Here is an 18,686-nt window from a genome sequence, read left to right on the forward strand (position 1 = left end):
TGATCAGCACGGATGTGACTACGTTGTCATACCTCTGTGAACCCGTTGCCGAAGTCTTCGTCGAAGTCGACCTCGGTCGACTTCGACGTAGTTTTTGTCAGCTCTCCACAACGCGCGGGTTACTCGACTCCGGCGTTCAGGAACTTGCCGCCGTCGACCACGAGCGTCTGGCCGGTGACCCAGTCCGCCTGCTGCGAGGTGAGAAACGCGGCGGCTCCCCCGATGTCGGAGGGCACACCGAGCCGGCCGAGCGGGTAGCCCGCGGCCGCCTCCGCCTCGCGGCCCTCGTACAGGGCCGCGGCGAACTTTGTCTTCACCACGGCGGGCGCGATGGCGTTGACCCGCACCTTGGGGGCGAACTCGTGCGCCAGCTGCACGGTCAGGTTGATCATGGCGGCCTTGCTGATGCCGTACGCGCCGATGAACGGCGAGGGAGCGAGGCCCGCGACGGAGGCGATGTTGACGATCGCGCCGCCGTTCTCGCTCTGCCAGGCCTTCCAGGTCTGCTGGGCGAAGCCGAGCGCCGAGACGACATTGGTCTCGAAGACCTTGCGCGCTACATTGAGGTCCAGCTCGGCGATCGGCCCGAACACCGGGTTCGTACCGGCGTTGTTGACCAGGTAGTCGACGCGCCCGAAGGCCTCCATGGTGCGCTCGACGGCGATGGCCTGGTGGGCCTCGTCGTGGGCCTTGCCGGCGACGCCGATGACACGGTCGGAGCCGAGCGCCTCGACGGCCTCCTTCAGGGCGTCCTCGTTGCGGCCGGTGATGCAGACCCGATCGCCGCGGGCGACCAGGGCCTCCGCGATGCCGTAGCCGATGCCGCGGCTCGCGCCCGTGATGAGCGCGACCTTGCCCGAAAGTTCGGGAAGTGTGGTCATGTCCGTGTCCCCCGGCCTTAGTTGAGCGGCCCGCCGGCCACGTACAGCACCTGGCCGGAGACGAAGCCGGCGGCCTCGCCGGTGAAGAAGGCGATCGCGTTGGCGATGTCGTCGGGGTTGCCGACGCGCTGCACGGGGATCTGCGTGGCTGCGGCGGCCTGGAACTCCTCGAAGCCCATGCCGACGCGGGCCGCGGTGGCGGCGGTCATGTCGGTGACGATGAAGCCGGGTGCGACGGCGTTCGCGGTGACGCCGAACTTGCCGAGCTCGAACGCGAGCGTCTTGGTGAAGCCCTGCAGACCGGCCTTGGCGGCGGAGTAGTTCACCTGGCCGCGGTTGCCGAGTGCCGAGGACGAGGACAGGTTCACGATCCGGCCGAACTTGGCGTCCACCATGTACTTCTGGACGGCTCGCGTCATCAGGAAGGAGCCGCGCAGGTGCACGCTCATGACCGTGTCCCAGTCGGACGCGCTCATCTTGAACAGCAGGTTGTCGCGGAGCACGCCCGCGTTGTTCACCAGGATCGTCGGCGCACCGAGCTCCTCGGCGATCCGCGTGATGGCAGCCTCGACCTGGGCCTCGTCGGAGACGTCGCAACCGACCGCGATGGCCTTGCCACCGGCGGCGGTGATCTTCTCCACGGTGTCCTTGCACGCGGCCTCGTCGAGGTCGATCACCGCGACGGCGCGGCCCTCGGCGGCCAGTCGTACGGCGGTCGCGGCGCCGATGCCGCGCGCGGCACCGGTGACTACGGCGACGCGCTGCTCAGTGGTGGACATTGCTGGTTCTCCTCGCCCTTGGAAAAGCCTGTCGGAAAGCCTGTGGGAAGGCCCGTCTCGGCAACCTTGGCACCCTCGCGGACGCCTCGGCGGTCCTGAAAAGCCTGCGGCTCACGGTACGCCACTTCGGTGAGCGACCGCTTAGTACCTTCAGCAGACGTGACGCTAGAAGCCCTGGCACCCGGTGTCAACGGCACACCGCGTGGTGTGATCCATTACCTGACCAGCAGGTCGAGCAACCGTCCGGCCTCGACCGCCGGATCGGCGGTGAGTCCGGTGTGCACGGGCCCCGGCTGGACGACCGTCGAGCGCGGCGCGATCAGCCAGCGAAAACGCCGCCCTGCGTCATCGCGGGCCGCCTGACCAGCCGCTTCTCCTCCGGTGCAGACCCCTTCGACGGCGCGCAGCGCGGCCCGTACGCCCGCCACGTCCGCGTCGGGGTCCAGCGCCCGCAGCTTGGTTTCGTCCAGATGTGTCCGCGCCGCGACGAAGGACTTGGCGCGGCAGTACACCAGCACGCCCGCGTTGAAGCACTCACCGCGCTCGACGCGCGGCACCACGCGCAGCAGCGCGTACTCGAAGACGTCCCGCTCGCTCACTTGTCCCCCTCGATGCCCTTGATGCGTTCGTGGATGACGCAGGCGCGCGCCAGGAGCGGCTGCGCGTAGGCGCGGCGCAGCGCGTCGGTCGAGTCGAAGCCGGGCTCGTCGGCCAGCCACACCTCGGGGATCTCGGCGGTCACCTCGGCGAGCAGTTCCTCCGTGACCAGCGGCGCCAGCTCGGCGGCGGCCGAGACGATGTCCGGCCCGAAGGGCGCGAGCGCGTGATCGGAGACGTCGTACGGCTTGGCTGCGGAGGCCCCCGCGCCGGGCCAGTGGTGGTGCCAGATCATCGTGGCGCCGTGGTCGATGAGCCACAGGTCGCCGCTTCGGACGAGCATGTTGGGGTTGCGCCAGGAGCGGTCGACGTTGTTGACGAGCGCGTCGAACCAGACGATCCGGCCGGCCTCCTCGGGGCTCACATCGAAGGCGAGTGAGTCGAAGCCGATCGCGCGGGAGAGGAAGTCCATCCCGAGATTCAGCCCCCCGCTCGACTTCAGCAGCTCCTGGACCTCCTGGTCCGGCTCGCCAAGGCCCATGACCGGGTCCAGGTCGATCGTCACCAGACCGGGTACGCGCAGGCCGAGCCGGCGGGCGAGTTCACCGCAGACGACCTCGGCAACGAGCGTCTTGCGCCCCTGTCCGGCGCCGGTGAACTTCATGACGTACGTCCCGAGATCGTCGGCCTCGACGAGTCCCGGCAGCGAGCCGCCCTCACGCAGGGGCGTGATGTAGCGGGTCGCGATGACTTCCTTGAGCATCGCCCCAGGCTACTGGGGTGACCACGGCCGACGGACGCTGCCCGTGGCCGCCCCCGCGCCCGGATCCGGCGGGGGCGACCGTGCTGTCGACCCGCTGTCGATTTGGCCAAGAAGTCTCCAACCCCCTGAACAGGGCGCACGGGCAGGCCGTACTCCTTTACGGATCAGCCTCACGTTCGTTGAAGGGAAAGTCAGCATGACCAGCGAATCGCTTCAGCCCGTCTCGGCTCCGGCCCGCCGCACCGTTGTGGCGGCCGTCGGCGCGGCGGGACTCGCCGTCGCGCTGACCGCGTGCGGGTCGGACGACAAGAAGTCGTCCGGTTCCACCGAAGTGAGCGGGGGTGGCTCCGGAGGCGGCGACAACGCCGCGGCCGGGAACGCCGGAGCCGATGTCCTCGCCAAGACCACCGACATCCCCGAGGGCGGCGGCAAGGTCTTCGCCGACCAGGGTGTGGTGGTCACCCAGCCGACCGCGGGGACGTTCAAGGCCTTCTCCTCCAAGTGCACCCACCAGGGCTGTGCGGTGAAGGGCATCTCGAACGGCGTGATCAACTGCCCCTGCCACGGCAGCCAGTTCTCCGCCACCGACGGCAGCGTGAAGAAGGGGCCCGCGACGAGCGCGCTGGCCGCCGCCAAGATCACCGTCGACGGCGACTCGATCACGTTGGCGTGATCGCTGCGGACATCAGCGGACGGGCTCGCGCGGTCCCCCGGGGACTTCAGCAGTCAAGCTCGCGTTGCTTCCGGAGACTCCAGCGGTCAAGTTTGCGCGGCCCCTGGGGACTTCAGCGGCGTGGTCGCTTGAAGCAGGCCAGCACGTCGTCGGTCGCGGTGATAGTGGCGACCAGCGCGAGCGTGTTGCGGATCATCGCGGGGGTGTAGTCGGAGGGCACCCCCGCGATGGCGTCCGCGGGCACGACGGCGGTGTAGCCACGGTTCACGGCATCGAACACGGTATTGGGAATGGCCACGTTGGCCGAGACACCGGTCACCACGAGGGTGCGGCAGCCCAGGTTGCGCAGCAGCGGATCGACGTCGGTGCCCGCGATCGGCGAGAGGCCGTGCAGCCGGCGTACGACGAAGTCCTCCTCGGCGACCTCGATGGGCGGCACGATCCGCACGGCCGTGGTCCCCGTCAGCTGCTGCACGGGCAGCCGCTCGGCCGCGCGGAACAGTCGGGCGTTGCGGTTGGCGCCCCGGCCGTCCGGGCGCCGCTCGGCGATCGCGTGGACGACCTGCACCCCGCTCTCGTGCGCGGCGGCCACCAGCCGGGCGACGTTGGCGAGCACCCCCGACGACCGTGCCTCCTTGGCGAGTTCGGGCAGCGCGCTGTCCTGGCCCACGACACCCTGCTGGCACTCCACGGTGAGCAGCACCGTGGTGGCGGGGTCGAGGAGTTCACTGAGCTGTTCGTACGACGGCATGGCTCCCCTTGTCGTCGGAGGTCGGAGCGGGCGAGCGTAACGACCATTGCGTGGGGACGGAAGACGGCCCATGCTTTTCTGACGCGATGTCAGAGGATCTCTGTCGGCTCGGACGAGGGCCGACGCGGAAGAAGAGAGGACCGCATGGCTGTCACTCAGCGCAGGGGCCGGAAGATCATGATGACTCCCGGCGAACTCGACGAGTTCCTCACCACCCAGCGCACCTGCCGCGTCGCGACCGTGTCGAAGGACGGTGCACCGCATGTGAGCGCCCTCTGGTTCGCCTGGGACGGGACCTCGTTGTGGCTGTACTCCGTGGTGCGCAGCAAGCGCTGGGCGGAGCTGCGCCGCGACCCGCGCGTCGCCGTGGTGATCGACTCGGGCGAGGAGTACGGGGAACTGCGCGGCGTCGAGCTGTCCGGCACGGTGGAGTTCGTGGGGGAGGTCCCGCGCATCGGGGAGCTGTGCGCCGAACTCGACGTCCCGGAGACCCTGTTCGCGCGCAAGAACTTCGGTCTGGAGGAGATGCCGCACGACGGCCGCCATGCCTGGGCGCGGCTGACTCCGGAGGCGATCGCTTCGTGGGACTTCCGGAAACTGCCTCCTCTGTAGAGCACTTGGCCACGCGAGTCGGATGAACCGTCAACTCTGCTGACGTTGTAGTTCACTTGACGCCTTCCCCGGCCTTACGCAGAGCATCCACCGCCGCCCTGATCGAGGGCCGGCGGTCGGCGTCGGCCCGCCACACGACATAGACATGGCGCCGCACGCGCTGCCGCACCGGCACCGTGACGACACCCTCGGGCATCGGATGGCGCCCGAGCAGCGGAGCCACGCACACCCCGAGCCGCGCGGCGACCAGGCCGAGTTGGGTGTGCGTCTCCGCCGCGCGGTGCCCGATGCGCGGTTCGACGCCCTTGGAGCGCAGCGTGAACATCAACCACTCATGGCAGAACTCGCCCTCCCCCCAGGTGATCCACTCGTCGTCGGCGAAATCACCGAGGTCCACCTCGTCACGGTCCGCGAGCCGGTGCCCGACCGGCATCGCCACATCGGCCGGGTCGTCGAGGATCGACGCCTTCACCAGGCCGTCGGGCAGCGGCATCGGCTTGTTGTACCAGTCGAGCACGACCGCCAGGTCGAGGTCGCCACGCACCACCCCGGCTACGCCGGCTTCCGGCTCCAGCTCGCAGGAGCGCACCCGCAGCCCGGGGTGATCGACACGCAGGGCGGCGAGCGCGGCGGGAAAGAGCCCGCGCGCAGCGGTCGGGAACGCCGAAAGCCGCAACTCACCCACCACCTGACCGCGCTGCGCCTCCAGGTCGGACTGCGCGAGCTCGACCTGGGACAGGATCCGCGCGGCATGGTCGGCGAGCAGCCGTCCGGCGTCGGTGAGGCGCACGCCCCTGCCGTTCTTGGCGAGCAGCTGCTGCCCGACCTCGCGCTCCAGCTTGGACATCTGCTGGGAGACGGCCGACGTCGTCACGTGCAACCCCTCGGCCGCGCCGCTCACCGAACCGTGCCGGGCCAGGGCGTCGAGGGTGCGCAGGCGCTCCAGATTCAACATATAAGCAATGCTACGAGATATCGCTCGAAAAATCTCGCTTGTGCTACGAGATTCAGTGCTTCATCGTTACCTCCATGAGCACCGTCACCAGCCGTCGCACCCCCGCGGCCACCACCCCGAGTCCGCACCGCCGCACCGCCCTCGACTGGCGGATCCGCTTCGGCGCCCTCTCCCTGATCTGGGGCTTCAGCTTTCTGCTCATCAAGGTCGGCACAGAGGGCTACGCACCGTTCCAAGTGACCTTCGGGCGGCTGCTGTTCGGGACCGCGGTGCTCGCGGCGGCGATGGTGGTGAAGCGGGAGCGGCTGCCGCGTGGCGCGCGCACCTGGGGGCATCTCGCGGTCGCGGCCTTCCTGCTGAACGCGCTGCCCTTCTCGCTCTTCGCCTACTCCGAGCTGACCATTCCGTCGACGCTCGCGGGCATCTGCAACGCGACCTCGCCGCTGTGGGGCATGACCCTGTCCCTGGTCGCCCTCTCCGAGGACCGGCCGACCCGCCTCAGGGTTGCCGGCCTCGGCATCGGCTTCCTGGGCGTGCTCACGGTCCTCGGCGTCTGGCAGGGCTTCCACGGTCTGGACGCCACGGGCACGGCGATGGCCCTGCTGGCCTCGCTGAGCTACCCGATCGGCTGGATCTACGTCCGTCGCACCCTGGCCGGCACCGGTCACTCGCACCTGTCGATGACCGGCGCCCAGCTGCTGCTGGCCACCGCACAACTGGCGTTCGTGACCCCGCTGTTCACCACGCTGCCGGGCCACTTCCCGGTCGTGCCGCTGCTCGCGATCGCCGCCCTGGGAGCCCTCGGCACGGGCCTGGCCATGCTCGTCCAGTACGGCATCGTCGCCGAGGTCGGCCCGACGACGGCCCAGATGGTCACGTACTTCATCCCGGTGATAGCCACCGCCGCGGGCGTCGCGATCCTCGGCGAGTCGCTCACCTGGTCGACTCCGGTCGGCGCGGTGATCGTCCTAGCGGGCGCGGCGCTCACCCAGGCGAAGACGCGCCGCTGACTCAGATGTAACGACGTGCGGGCGCCGGGCCGACGGCGGAGCTGACGGCGTCCGCCAGCGGCTCGATGTCGTGCGGGGTGAGGGTCGAGACCGTGATCCGGACGGCAGGCGGCGCACTCATCCGGAAGCGCGCCCCGGGCGCGACCGCCCAGCCGGAGTGCAGCAGCCGTGCGACCGCCCCCGTCTCGTCCGGGACGGGGATCCACACGTTCATCCCGCTGCGCCCGTACGCCGCGATGCCGCGCTCCTTCAGGGCGTCGATCAGCGCTTCGCGGCGCCGCCCGTACGCAGCCGCCACCGCTTCGGCGTCCACGGCACCCGACGTCCACAGGTGGACGACGGCCCGCTGGAGCAGATGGCTCACCCAGCCGGGCCCCAGCCGCTGCCGGCCGTGCACATGGTCCACCGTGACGGGGTCCCCAGTGAGGACGGCGAGCCGCAGGTCGGGGCCGTACGCCTTGGCGACGGAGCGCACGAGGGCCCAGCTGTGCGTGACTCCGGCCAGAGGATGCAGAGGCAGGTCGACGATCCGATGCCCGTGGTCGTCCTCGATGAGCAGGGTCTCCGGGTACGCCTCGAGCACGGACCGCAGGGCCCGCGCCCGCGTGGCGCTCACCGCGGCGCCGGTCGGGTTCTGCGCCCGGTCGGTGACGATCAGGGCCCGCGCCCCGGCCTCCAGCGCACGGCGTACGGCGTCAGGGAGCGGGCCCTCGTCGTCGACGCCGACGCCCACCGTGCGCAGCCCGAGCGCCGGGGCGAGGTCGAGCAGGCTGCCCCAGCCGGGGTCCTCGACGGCCACGGCATCCCCGGGTTTGAGATGGACCGCGAGGACGCGCTCAATGGCGTCGAGCGATCCCGAGGTGACGAAGACGGGTCCGTCGGGTACCCCGTCCGCATCGAGGTCGGCGCGCGCGAGCCGTTCCAACTCCGGTTCGACGGCTGCCTCCCCGTACATGACGGGCTCGCGGTCCGACCACGCTGCCGCCCCCGCGAATGCCTCGGCGAGACCGGGCAGCAGCGCGCGATCAGGGTTGCCGTCGGCCACGTCCCGCGCCCCCTCCGGCACCTCGACCCGGATGTACTCGCGCCCCGTGGTGGCAGGCTTGGAGCGCACCCGACTGCCCCGTCGGCCCGCGGTCTCGATCACCCCGCGCTCACGCAGCGTGCGATAGGCGGCGGCGACCGTATTCGGATTCACGCCGAGCCGCTCGGCCAACTCCCGCATCGGCGGCAGCAGTTGACCCGGCTCCAGACCTCCCGACCCCACCGCGCGCTCGACGCTCGCGGCAATCTCGACTGCGCGACGCCCTTCGATCCGATATTCTCCTAGCACAAAGTAGATTATGCACTAGTGCAATGGAGAAAGCAATGTCGGAGACGAGCACTCAGCCTGGGACGACGCAGCCCGCTGCCTACGCCCCGACCGACCGCACCGTCCCCACCCGCTCCAAGGACCGTGCCGCGTACGACCACGAGATGGTGCACGCGATACTCGACGAGGGATACGTCTGCCACCTCGGCTTCGTCCGCGACGGCGCGCCGGTCGTGCTGCCCACGCTGTACGGACGCGTCGGCGAGCGCCTCTACGTGCACGGCTCGACGGGTTCGCGCCCGCTGCGGATGACCGGCCAGGCCGACCCCGGGCTGCCGGTCTGCCTGACCGTGACCCACGTCGACGGCCTGGTCCTGGCCCGCTCGGCCTTCCACCACTCGATCAACTACCGCTCCGTGGTCGTGCACGGCGTCGCCCACCAGGTGACGGACCCGGACGAGAAGCGCGAGGCCCTGGACGCGCTGGTCGACCATGTCGTCCCCGGCCGCGCGCGCGACTCGCGCCCCGCCAACGCCAAGGAACTCGCCGCCACCGCCGTGATCCGCCTCGACCTGAACGAGGTCTCCGCGAAGCTGCGCACCGGCGGCCCGAACGACGAGCCCGAAGACCTCTCGCTCCCCCACTGGACCGGAGTCCTCCCGCTGGCCAAGGGATACGGCGCCCCGATCCCGTCGGACGACCTGGCCCCCGGCGTCGAGCTTCCCGACTATCTGGCGACTCTGTGATGCCGGTATCCGGTGCCCCTGTCACGCCGGACGGGCTGATGGCATTCAGCCCGTCCGGCGTTCGAGGGCGAGCGCGTCAGCGCGATGCAGGGAGCGAAAACCACCTGCCCGAGTGAGCCCAGGGGCGCAGGCCCGAGCGAACCCGCGCCCCGCGTCTCACACGAGCGCCGATTCCTTCTCGGGCGCCGTATGCCCGTCGACCCCCGCGCCCCGTGCCTCCGCCAGTGCGAGCCCCGTGACCGAGCCCAGCATCAGCAAGGTGCCCGCCATCGTGGCCGCCGTCAGGCGTTCACCGAGCAGACCGACAGCCAGCACGGCCGCGCTCACCGGCTCCAGGAGCATGATCACGGAGACGGTCGCGGAACGGACGACGGCCGCGCCCGCGAAGAACAGGGCGTAGGCCAGAGCCGTGGGGATGGCGGCGATGTACACCAACAGGGCCAGGACGTGCACCGGTTGGGCGGCGTGCGGGACCAGACCCTCGGCCAGGCCGAAGGGAAGCAGGCACCCGGTGGTGACGGCGAACGCCCACACCGTCGTACCGGACCCGTCGGCTCGGCCGTCGCGCCCCCACCACCGGGTGAGCAGCGTCGTCGTGCAGTAACCGGCCGCGGACACGACGGCGAGCAGGACGCCCCAGGGGCGCACGGTCGCACCCCCGCTGCCCAGCACCAGTACTCCGAGCCCGGCGAGCGCCCCGGCCACGGCGGCACTCCCGCCGCGTCCCAGCCGCTCCCCCATCGTCAGCCGCGCGCCGAGCGCGATGAGCACGGGCCCGGCGCCCAGGGTGACGACGGTCGCCACCGCGAGACCGGTCGCCTCGACGGCCGCGAAGTAGGCGGTCTGGAAGACGGCGAGCCCCAAACCCGTGCCGGCGATCCGCAGGGCCTTGCGACCGAGCGGCTCACGGACGGTGGGCGCGACGTGCCCCCGGCGCCGCAGCCGCATGGCGAGGAGCAGCGCGAGTCCGCCCGCGCAGCGCCAGAAGGAGAGGGCGATGGGCCCCATGTCGCTGGCCCGGTAGACCAGTGACGCGGCGGCGCCCGCGGTACCCCAGGCGGCACCGGCGACGATCAGATAGAGGAGGCCTCGCCCGATGGGCAGGCCGGATGCAGTGTTCGACACGTGTTCTCTCCGCAGACATGCAGAAGTTCAGGAAGGGACCACGTCGCAGCCCATGCCAAAAGGCGGGGGCATACGGAAAGGTCCTCGGACTTCTTCTGCGGGCAGCACCGTTCCGCCCGGTTCAGGGCCGGGCGTGGATTCCGGAGGGCCCGCCTCAGGCGGCCGGAGGCGGAAGAACGAGCGTGGAAGGCATGATCTGCACCCTACGCTGTGGTTCCATGGGCCGACAACTCCCATTCGAGGTCGCTCCCGCCGCGCGCGACGGGACCGTCCGACGGCTTCGCCGGCGCCGACGACTGCGCGATGAACGCGCCGAGCAGCACCACCGATCCGCCGACGATCTGTGGTGCCGAGAGATGCTCGCCGAGCAGCACCCAGGCGAGAACGGTCGCGATCACCGCTTCGAGGCAGGCCACGACACCCGCGACCTGTGGAGAGAGCCTGCGCACGGAGAGCACTCCGGTGCCGTACGCGACGACGGTGGCGATCAGCACGATCCAGCCGAGGAGCAGCGCGGCGAGCACGGACGTCCCGTTCATGTCCGCACTGCCCACGAGCACGGACCAGTCCATCGTCCAGGGCCGGGCGACGACCGTCAGCACGAGCGCGCCGACGAGCAGCCCGTACGCAATCACGCCGAGCGGGTCCGGCGCCGCCTCGCCCGCCTCGCTGCCCTGGTCGGACAGGACGAAGTAGCCGACCTGACAGCAGGCGGCACCCAGCGCGAGGACCAGTCCGACGGCGTCGAAGCTCAGCCCCGACCACACCTCGACCACACAGGCGAGTCCACCGACCGCAAGGACGACCCCGAGGGCGGCGGCGCGCGTCACGGGCCGGCGCTGCACGAAGCGCACCCAGCCGAGCACGAGCGCGGGCGCGAGGTACTCGACGAGCAGTGCGACGCCGACGGGGATACGGGAGATCGCGGCGAAGTAGCAGGCCTGGACGCCGGCCACACCGAGCAGTCCGAACCCGGCGAGCAGCGCGGGACGCTGCCGCACCAGCGCCCGGTGGCGTACGGCCAGCGGCAGCATCACCAGCGCGGCGCCCGCGACGCGCAGCCACACCACGTGGAGCGGGTCGAGACCCGCCTCGATCAGCGGCTTGGCCGCGACACCCGATCCGCCGAACGCGACCGCCGACGCGAGCGCGAGGCCCAGGCCGACGCCCCTTCCGCGGTTGTCCTGACTGCCCTGAGACGTATGCACCGGCACATGATGACAGGCGATGACATGAGCGTCACCCCCAATGACACCTGTCCCAACGGTTGGATGTGGACGCGGCGACTCGACGTGAAGGTCTGCCGCCTTCATCCGGGCTCAGCGAGCAGCTCTCCGCCGGGCCCAGCCCCTGGCGCTCCCCCGAACTCAGCCCCGCCCGCTGCCCGCCCTGGATTCAGCAGCCGCCGTCGCCCCGCGCGGCGTACTCCTCGAACCCGGCTGCCTCAATACGCCCCAACAGCGCGCGGGCGTCGACTCCCGCGCGTCCGAGGACCTCGACCGCCCGCGACTGGGGATCGGCGACGACCGCCGCGAGCAGATCGAGACCGCGGGCCCGCTCGTGGCCCCGCAGTACCGCACGCTCGTACGCGCCCTCCATGGCACCGGCCGCCACCGGGGACCAGCCCGCCTCGGCGACCACCGGCAGGGCACCGGAGTCCTCGACCGTGCTCTGCCAGCGCAGCCCGTAGCCGATGCTGCGCTGCACGAGGTAGCCGAGCAGCCGGGCGACCTGCGACCCGCCGTCGAAGACGGCGCGCACCTCGGGGTCGGACTCCAGCAGTGAGTGCAACAGATGGGCCGTGTCGATCTGCCGGTCCCCGTCCCGCAGCGCCCTCCTGCGCGCACCGGAGACCACCGCGGCCAGCTCGGCGCTGAGCCCGGCTATGACTTCCGTACGGTTCGGGCCGCTCTCGGCGGCTGGCTGCTGGGGAATACGGGATGGCACAACCCCTACCCCATCAGTCTCTGCGAGCCGGGTCATCCCCGGCCGGCAGCATTTTGACGTCCCACACAGGGTGGGCATCCATGGGCGACTTCTCCTCCTTACGGATGACTTCGCGCCGATTTCCCCCTGGGGCGCGCGCCGTCTTGCTCTGCGCCCCGCAAGCAACCGCGCCGCTCCGGCGTTCATCCCTCGGGGCATGGAGGGCAGGTGCTGGTTGGTGGTCCTGCCGGCGGTCGCACGGCAGGCAGTACGCGTACCGGATGTACGCCCCGAGAACGCGCTGCTCGCCGACCTGTTCGGGGAGGCGTGGCATTGCCACGAGAAAGGGCCCACCCACGGGCGTGGGACCTGTTCGACGCGGCGGTGACACGACAGGGGGCTGACCCCCTGTTGACGCGACCTCCCGCCGCCCCCTCCCACTGTCACCTCCCCCGGCACCGCCTCCCCGCACCGCCCCCTACCACCGTCTCCTGCACGATTTCTGACAGTTCATCAGTATTGAATGTTCCGGGCCCTGCGGCTACGTTCCGCGACACCGTAGCCCGACACGAAGAGGTGGTCGCATGGCCGAAGTCAGCGCGGAAGCTCGCATAGAGGCGCCTGCCGAGAAGGTCTGGGCGCAACTCACGGACTTCTCCTCGTACGGCGAGTGGAACTCGACCCACACCAGCTTCCCGAAGGGCGGCCCCGCATCACTGGAGGTCGGCGGCACCTTCGAGGAGAACATGAAGCTGATGGGCTTCCCTGCCGAGGTCAACTGGACCATCGAGGAACTGGAGACCGCCCGCACCCTGGCCATCCGGGGCAAGGGCCCGATGGCGGTGAACGTCGCCACGCGATACACCCTGACCCCCGACGGCGACGCCACGTCCGTCCGGATCGACGGGGAGTTCACCGGCGCCGCCGTCTCGCTGATGGCGGGCAAGCTCAAGGACTCGGCGACGGCCGCCCTCAACGAGTCGTTGCGCAAGCTGGCCGGACTGGTCACCTGAGCCTCGCGCACCGCCGCCCGACCGGGAACGGCACCCCGCGGCCCCGTACGCGGAAAGGCGCCCCGCGGAAACGCTTCCGCGGGGCGCCGTCAGGTACCACAGCACGCCGTCAGTCCTCGTCGGCGAGGATCAGGTACAGCTTCTTGCGGGCTTCGTTGATGACCGCCACCGCCTTGTCGCGCTGGTCCTTGCTGCCGGTCTTCCAGACCTGACCGAAGGCCTCCATGAGGCCGAAGCCGGCCTGCCGGATCTCGTGCAGCGTCTCCCAGTCGACCCCGCGTCCGGCCTCTTCCCAAGGCGCGTCGGGGCCCTCGTCGGCCGCACTGCGGCCCGACTCGGTGAGCGAGAACAGCTTCTTGCCGCCCTCGGCCTCGCTGGTGATCATGCCCTCGTCCTCCAGCAGCTGAAGGGTCGGGTAGACCGAACCCGGGCTGGGCTTCCACGCCCCGCCGCTGCGCTCGGCAATCTCCTGGATCATCTCGTAACCATGCATGGGCCGGTCCTTGAGCAGGGCCAGGATCGACGCGCGCACGTCGCCGCGCCGCGCCCTCCCCCGGGGCCCGCCGCGGCCGCCGCGCCCACCCCAGGGGCCCGAGCCGAAGCCGGGGCCACCGCCGAAGCCGGGACCGCCCGGCCCGAACGGCCCGAAAGCCCCACGCCGCCCCTCGAAGCCGCCCCGACCTCGATGGCCGGGTCCGCCGTGGGGTCCGTGTCCGTGTTCGTATCCGAAGTCTTCTCCACGGGAACGCATCGCAATCACTCCATTCCATCGCTGATCAGTCGCGATGCGTCAACGATATATCGGAAGCGTTCGCGTGACAACCCCCGAGGACTGGGCAGCGCCGAGACTCCGGATCGGACTCGGCGGGCCGAGCGGGCCGACAACAGGGCCAGCTACCCCGAATTGGCCTTGGCCAGCGGCTTTGCGGCGCGGCTAGCGTCGCGCCATGCGGATTCGAATCGTCGACGCCTTCACCGACCGCCCCTTCTCCGGCAACCCTGCCGGTGTCGTCCTCCTCGACTCGTTCCCGGAGGACGCCTGGCTCCAGAACGTGGCCCTCGAGGTCAACCACGCCGAAACGGCGTTCGCCCACCGCCTTCCCCAGGGCGGCGATGCCGACTGGGCGCTGCGCTGGTTCACGCCTGCCACCGAGGTCGCGATGTGCGGGCACGCGACGCTGGCCACCGCGCACGTGCTGCACACCACGGGCGCCCACGAGGGACCCGTACGGTTCGCCACGCTCAGCGGCGTCCTCATCGCCACGCCCCACGAGGACGGTGCCGTCACACTGGACTTCCCGACCGCGCCGCTCACCCCGGTCGAGGTCCCGGACGGCGTCGCCGAGGCGCTGGGCGCCGCACCGCTCACCGCCTTCGACACCGGCTCGAACATCGGGGACCTGCTGATCGAAGTCGCCGACGAGAAGACGGTCCTGGGCCTCACCCCGGACCACAAGGCGCTCGCGCGGTACTCCGAGCGCGGCATCATCGCTACCGCCCGCGCCGAAGACCCCTCCCGCGGCTACGACTTCGTCTCCCGCTGTTTCTTCCCGAATGTCGGCATCGACGAGGACCCCGTCACCGGCAGCGCCCACACGGCCCTCGCCCCCTACTGGTCCGAGCGCCTCGGCCGTCCCGATCTCACCGGCCTGCAGGCCTCCCCGCGCTCCGGCCTCGTCCGCACGCAACAGCGCGGCGACCGCACCCTGCTCACCGGCCGCGCGGTCACGGTCATCGAGGGAGAGCTGCTCGCATAGCGTCCACCGCGCCGCCCGCGACGAGCGGCACGGCACACAGCAGGGGGCGTACGAGAGTGTCGTACGCCCCCTGAGGCCTGCTCACGCAGCTCACACCGCTCACGCCGTCGGCAGCCACCCCACCTTCCCGGCCAACAGCGCGTAGCCCACGAACGCCCCGATGTCGAGCAGCGAGTGCGCGACCACAAGCGGTCCCACCCGCCCCCAACGCCGGTACAGGATGACGAAGACCACACCCATCGCCATGTTGCCGACGAAGCCGCCGATGCCCTGGTAGAGGTGGTACGAGCCGCGCAGCACCGAGCTCGCCACCAGGGCGGTGCCCGGCGTCCAGCCCAACTGCCCGAGCCGGCGCAGCAGATACCCGACGACGACGACCTCCTCCAGCACGGCGTTCTGCACGGCCGAAAGGATCAGCACCGGGTACTTCCACCACACGTCGGGCAGCGCCTCCGGCACCACGGTGAGGTTGAAGCCGAGCCCCCGGGCCGCCAGATAGAAGGCGATGCCGGTGCTGCCGATCACCGCCGCGATCACCGCCCCGCGCCCGAGGTCCGGCCACGGCCGCGTGCGGTCGAAACCGATCACGCGCAGCCCCTGCCCCTCCCGCAGCAGGAAGTGCGCGACCAGTGCGACCGGCACCAGAGCCGACGCGATTCCGAACAACTGCCAGGCCAGATCAAGCCAGGGTCGACCCGGCGCGGCCGAGGCGTTCAGGGTGGCCGCCTGGTCCTTCAGACCCCCCGGTTTGGTGACCGATCCGACAAAGCTGATCAGCGCGGACACCCCGCTCGCACCGAGCGAGAGACCGAGGACGAGCAGCGTCTCGTCCCGGAAAATCCGTCGTGCCAGCGGCTCCTTCGGAAAGGGATCGGCCACCGACCCCGCCTCCACCTGCACTCCCGCCTCCAGTTGAGTAATCCCGCCTCATCCCCATCTTCGCCCCGCTAGGGTCTCGAAAGAAGTTACGAAGATCGTGCGCGACAGGCCGTTGGGGGGACGGCCGCCGCACGGGGCGTACCTCCCCTTTGTCTGTCTTACGGCTGTCTTACGGCTGTCCTACGGCTCAAGGCTCAACAGGGAGGGGCACTACCGTCATGGGACGTCACAGCTTGCCCGACGCGTACCGGGCGGGCGCAGTCGACCCCCGACCTCGCGTGCGCCGCCGCAACGTGGCCATCGCGACGGTGCTCGTGCTCACGGTCGCGGCGGGCACGGCGGCCGCCGTCCGCGGTGGCCTGCTCTCCTTCGGCGGCTCCTGCCAGGACAACGCCGTGCACCTTGAGGTCGCCGCGTCGCCGGACGTGGCGCCCGCCCTCAGGGCCACCGCCGATCACGCCCGCACGAACAACATCACCTCCGACGGCCGTTGCCTCGACGTCAGTGTGACCGCGCGCGAGTCGTACAAGTTCACCGACGCGTTGCGGTCGGGCAAGACGTCGGACGTTCAGGTGTGGGTGCCGGACTCCGACGTGTGGGTGCAGCGCGCGAGCGCGGACAGCACGGCGATCGAGGTGACCAACGCGGGCAACGTCGCGTACTCACCGGTCGGCATCGCCATGGTCCCGTCGGCCGCGAAGTCCCTGGGGTGGCCCGAGAAGACGTACACCTGGACCGAGTTGGCCGGCGCGACGATGACGAGCGATCGGCTGAAGCTCGGGGCGGCCGATCCGACGTGCAGCGCGACCGGCCTGCTCGCGCTGACGCAGCTCAGCAGTGCGGCGGCACGGACCAAGGGCTCACCCGAGCGGAACCGGCTCCGGCAGCCCCACCGGCCAGGTGTGCACGGGCTCCCCGAGGTGCATCAGCTCGCCGTACCGCCGGGTCGTCGCGGCCAGCGCGGCATCCCGCCCGAGCCCCTTCTCCAGGGCCCGGTGGAAGGTGGCCGCCTGCCAGCTCGCGCCATTCACACGCAATCGGCACCGGTCCTCGATGACGCCCAGGTAGAAGTCCCGGTCGGCGGGCTCGACACCCCACGCGTCCAGCCCTGCGGCGGCGAGCGGCAGCAGCTCCTCACGCACCAGATTCACGGCGTCCACCCGCCCGGTCCCGCCGTACCGGCCGCGCCGCGGCCACTCCAGCCGCGCCTCGATGCCATGGCGGCAGGCGGCGTCGAAGTTGGCGGCGGCCGACTCGAACGACAGCCGCGTCCACACGGGCCGTGCCTCCTCGGCCAGCGCGCGCACGAGCCCGTAGTAGAAGGCCGCGTTGGCGATGACGTCGGTGACGGTGGGGCCCGCGGGCAGCACCCGGTTCTCGACGCGCAGATGCGGGACGCCGTCGGCGATGCCGTACACCGGCCGGTTCCACCGGTACACCGTGCCGTTGTGCAGCACGAGTTCGGCGAGCTTGGGGATGTCTCCCGCGTCGAGGACGGCGAGTGGGTCCTGGTCGTCGCAGATGGGCAGCAAGGGAGGGAAGAAGCGCAGGTTCTCCGCGAAGAGGTCGTACGCCGACGAGATCCACCGCTCGCCGAACCAGGTGCGCGGCCTGACCCCCTGCGCCTGCAGCTCGGGCGGCCGGGTGTCGGTGGACTGCTGGAACAAGGGGGGCCGCGATTCGCGCCACAGCTCACGACCGAACAGGAACGGCGAGTTGGCGCCCACCGCGATCTGGGCGGCGGCCACCGCCTGCGCCGCGTTCCACACGTCCGCGAAGCGGCCCGGGGTGACCTGGAGGTGCAACTGCACGGAGGTACAGGCGGCTTCGGGCGCGATGGACCTCGACGTACAGACGAGGCGCTCCACACCGTCGATGTCGAGGGCGAAGTCCTCGCCGCGGGCGGCCACGATCTGGTCGTTGAGCAGGGTGTAACGGTCCACGTCCGACAAATTCGAGGAGACCAGGTCGTTCTGACCAAGGGTCGGCAGGATGCCGATCATCACGATTCCGGCGTCGACCTCGCTCGCTTTCCGATGGGCATACCCGAGCGAGGTGCGCAGCTCCTCGGCGAGCCGGTCGAATACCCGCCCACCCAATCGATGGGGAGCTATGTTGACTTCAAGGTTGAACATGGCGAGTTCTGTTTGGAAATCGCGGCTCGCAATCCTTTCGAGCACTTGCGCATTCATCATTCTCGGCATGCCGTCGGGTCCCGCGAGATTCAGCTCGATCTCCAGGCCCATGAGATTCTGCGGACGATCGAACCTCTTCTCCTCCAGCAGCCGCTCCAGCCCCGTCAGACACTGCCGGAGCTTGCCGCGGTAGCGCTGCCGATCGGACAGGTCGAACGGCCCTGCCACGACCTTCTCCCCCATCGAAGTGTCCCTCCTCGGATGGGCAGGCCGATGCTCCGGCCCTCTGGCGTCCCGGGTCACGGGGGATGATGCCCAGGCAACGCGATCGATAACGCCCTGGGCACACCCTCCGCCCGCTACCCTGTACCCGGGTACCCGCGGCACATTCACCGGGCATGATGCAATGTGCATGTTTCAGCCCGACATGATCTCGTGAAAAATGCCGACGCGAATCGGCCGACCGCTCCGGCGAAGCATTCCGAGGTCATCGCGGCACGCCTCCACGGAATCGGGATCAACTTCGCGTTTCGCCGACCGAATAGTGTCTTGCTCTTCATATTCGAGACGGCTAGACGAAACACCGTCTGAACACGTGTCGTATAAACTCCGCAAACGAGGCAGAGAGTTGGCGCTCGCGGTCCTAGGTCCCGTCGTCAAGGTGGCGTACGGCAGGCGACACCCTGTTGGCAGATCCAGACCTGCTCGCCCTTCTGACCCCGAGAGCTGACAGCGCCGTCCGCCCCCGCCCTCGCGCCACTGTGCCTGTCGA

General features: G+C 70.3%; 19 protein-coding genes and 1 pseudogene. 7 read left to right on the forward strand and 13 right to left on the reverse strand.

Annotated features, from left to right (window positions below):
• Nucleotides 1-119 precede the first annotated feature (119 nt).
• The 4 genes from OG390_RS08480 to OG390_RS08495 form a co-directional block, all read right to left on the reverse strand.
• The gene (locus OG390_RS08480; protein ID WP_399080100.1) at nt 120-881 is read right to left on the reverse strand and encodes an SDR family oxidoreductase; all 762 of its coding nucleotides are present in this window, start codon (nt 879-881) and stop codon (nt 120-122) included.
• Nucleotides 882-898: 17 nt separating this feature from the next.
• Nucleotides 899-1,660: a 3-oxoacyl-ACP reductase FabG gene (gene fabG / locus OG390_RS08485; protein WP_399080102.1), complete on the reverse strand. Its 762-nt coding sequence runs from the start codon at nt 1,658-1,660 to the stop codon at nt 899-901.
• Between the two features lie 215 nt (nt 1,661-1,875).
• Complete coding sequence (locus OG390_RS08490) at nt 1,876-2,259, reverse strand: DUF3037 domain-containing protein (RefSeq protein WP_406166344.1); 384 nt, start codon at nt 2,257-2,259, stop codon at nt 1,876-1,878.
• Complete coding sequence (locus tag OG390_RS08495) at nt 2,256-3,020, reverse strand: HipA family kinase (RefSeq protein ID WP_406166345.1); 765 nt, start codon at nt 3,018-3,020, stop codon at nt 2,256-2,258. Before OG390_RS08495 ends, OG390_RS08490 begins: the two co-directional genes overlap by 4 nt.
• Before the next feature lie 196 nt (nt 3,021-3,216).
• Here OG390_RS08495 and OG390_RS08500 point away from each other — a divergent pair, with 196 nt between their 5' ends.
• On the forward strand, nt 3,217-3,693 hold the full coding sequence (locus OG390_RS08500) for a Rieske (2Fe-2S) protein (RefSeq protein WP_406166347.1): 477 nt from the start codon (nt 3,217-3,219) through the stop codon (nt 3,691-3,693).
• Between the two features lie 112 nt (nt 3,694-3,805).
• On the opposite strand, the gene OG390_RS08505 is transcribed toward OG390_RS08500, so the two are convergent.
• On the reverse strand, nt 3,806-4,444 hold the full coding sequence (locus tag OG390_RS08505) for a cysteine hydrolase (protein WP_406166349.1): 639 nt from the start codon (nt 4,442-4,444) through the stop codon (nt 3,806-3,808).
• A 144-nt stretch (nt 4,445-4,588) separates the two neighbouring features.
• On the opposite strand from OG390_RS08505, the gene OG390_RS08510 reads away from it, so the two are divergent.
• Nucleotides 4,589-5,056, forward strand: coding sequence for a pyridoxamine 5'-phosphate oxidase family protein (locus tag OG390_RS08510; RefSeq protein ID WP_399080367.1), 468 nt, complete (start codon nt 4,589-4,591; stop codon nt 5,054-5,056).
• Nucleotides 5,057-5,108: 52 nt separating this feature from the next.
• Here OG390_RS08510 and OG390_RS08515 read toward each other — a convergent pair whose 3' ends face one another.
• Complete coding sequence (locus OG390_RS08515; protein WP_406166351.1) at nt 5,109-6,011, reverse strand: LysR family transcriptional regulator; 903 nt, start codon at nt 6,009-6,011, stop codon at nt 5,109-5,111.
• Nucleotides 6,012-6,085: 74 nt separating this feature from the next.
• Here OG390_RS08515 and OG390_RS08520 point away from each other — a divergent pair, with 74 nt between their 5' ends.
• The gene (locus OG390_RS08520) at nt 6,086-7,021 is read left to right on the forward strand and encodes a DMT family transporter (protein WP_406166353.1); all 936 of its coding nucleotides are present in this window, start codon (nt 6,086-6,088) and stop codon (nt 7,019-7,021) included.
• A gap of 1 nt (nt 7,022) precedes the next feature.
• On the opposite strand, the gene OG390_RS08525 is transcribed toward OG390_RS08520, so the two are convergent.
• A complete protein-coding gene (locus tag OG390_RS08525) occupies nt 7,023-8,354 on the reverse strand; it encodes an aminotransferase class I/II-fold pyridoxal phosphate-dependent enzyme (RefSeq protein ID WP_406166355.1) in 1,332 nt (443 codons plus the stop codon).
• A 35-nt stretch (nt 8,355-8,389) separates the two neighbouring features.
• Here OG390_RS08525 and OG390_RS08530 point away from each other — a divergent pair, with 35 nt between their 5' ends.
• Nucleotides 8,390-9,079: a pyridoxamine 5'-phosphate oxidase family protein gene (locus OG390_RS08530; protein WP_406166356.1), complete on the forward strand. Its 690-nt coding sequence runs from the start codon at nt 8,390-8,392 to the stop codon at nt 9,077-9,079.
• Nucleotides 9,080-9,235: 156 nt separating this feature from the next.
• Here the strand turns inward: OG390_RS08530 and OG390_RS08535 are convergent, their stop codons facing one another.
• From OG390_RS08535 to OG390_RS08545, 3 genes are all read right to left on the reverse strand, one after another.
• On the reverse strand, nt 9,236-10,204 hold the full coding sequence (locus tag OG390_RS08535) for a DMT family transporter (RefSeq protein WP_406166358.1): 969 nt from the start codon (nt 10,202-10,204) through the stop codon (nt 9,236-9,238).
• A gap of 203 nt (nt 10,205-10,407) precedes the next feature.
• Nucleotides 10,408-11,418, reverse strand: coding sequence for an EamA family transporter (locus OG390_RS08540; protein ID WP_406166360.1), 1,011 nt, complete (start codon nt 11,416-11,418; stop codon nt 10,408-10,410).
• 181 nt (nt 11,419-11,599) lie between these two features.
• Nucleotides 11,600-12,151, reverse strand: a complete 552-nt coding sequence (locus OG390_RS08545) for a Clp protease N-terminal domain-containing protein (protein ID WP_406166362.1) — start codon at nt 12,149-12,151, stop codon at nt 11,600-11,602.
• A 563-nt stretch (nt 12,152-12,714) separates the two neighbouring features.
• Between OG390_RS08545 and OG390_RS08550 the strand changes: the two genes are divergently transcribed.
• Nucleotides 12,715-13,143, forward strand: coding sequence for an SRPBCC family protein (locus tag OG390_RS08550; RefSeq protein WP_399080381.1), 429 nt, complete (start codon nt 12,715-12,717; stop codon nt 13,141-13,143).
• A 109-nt stretch (nt 13,144-13,252) separates the two neighbouring features.
• On the opposite strand, the gene OG390_RS08555 is transcribed toward OG390_RS08550, so the two are convergent.
• A complete protein-coding gene (locus OG390_RS08555) occupies nt 13,253-13,894 on the reverse strand; it encodes a PadR family transcriptional regulator (protein WP_406166364.1) in 642 nt (213 codons plus the stop codon).
• A 196-nt stretch (nt 13,895-14,090) separates the two neighbouring features.
• On the opposite strand from OG390_RS08555, the gene OG390_RS08560 reads away from it, so the two are divergent.
• Nucleotides 14,091-14,900, forward strand: coding sequence for a PhzF family phenazine biosynthesis protein (locus OG390_RS08560; protein WP_406166366.1), 810 nt, complete (start codon nt 14,091-14,093; stop codon nt 14,898-14,900).
• 99 nt (nt 14,901-14,999) lie between these two features.
• Here the strand turns inward: OG390_RS08560 and OG390_RS08565 are convergent, their stop codons facing one another.
• Nucleotides 15,000-15,800 (reverse strand): CPBP family intramembrane glutamic endopeptidase, encoded by an 801-nt coding sequence (locus tag OG390_RS08565; RefSeq protein WP_406166368.1) that lies wholly within the window; start codon nt 15,798-15,800, stop codon nt 15,000-15,002.
• A 197-nt stretch (nt 15,801-15,997) separates the two neighbouring features.
• On the opposite strand from OG390_RS08565, the pseudogene OG390_RS08570 reads away from it, so the two are divergent.
• Nucleotides 15,998-16,639, forward strand: a pseudogene (locus tag OG390_RS08570) (hypothetical protein); the annotation flags it as partial.
• On the opposite strand, the gene OG390_RS08575 reads toward OG390_RS08570, so the two are convergent.
• A complete protein-coding gene (locus tag OG390_RS08575; RefSeq protein ID WP_406166370.1) occupies nt 16,640-18,157 on the reverse strand; it encodes a glutamate--cysteine ligase in 1,518 nt (505 codons plus the stop codon). It abuts the pseudogene before it with no gap.
• Between the last annotated feature and the right edge of the window lie 529 nt (nt 18,158-18,686).

This window comes from Streptomyces sp. NBC_00996 (genome assembly GCF_045162675.1).
In the GTDB taxonomy this organism is placed as follows: domain Bacteria; phylum Actinomycetota; class Actinomycetes; order Streptomycetales; family Streptomycetaceae; genus Streptomyces.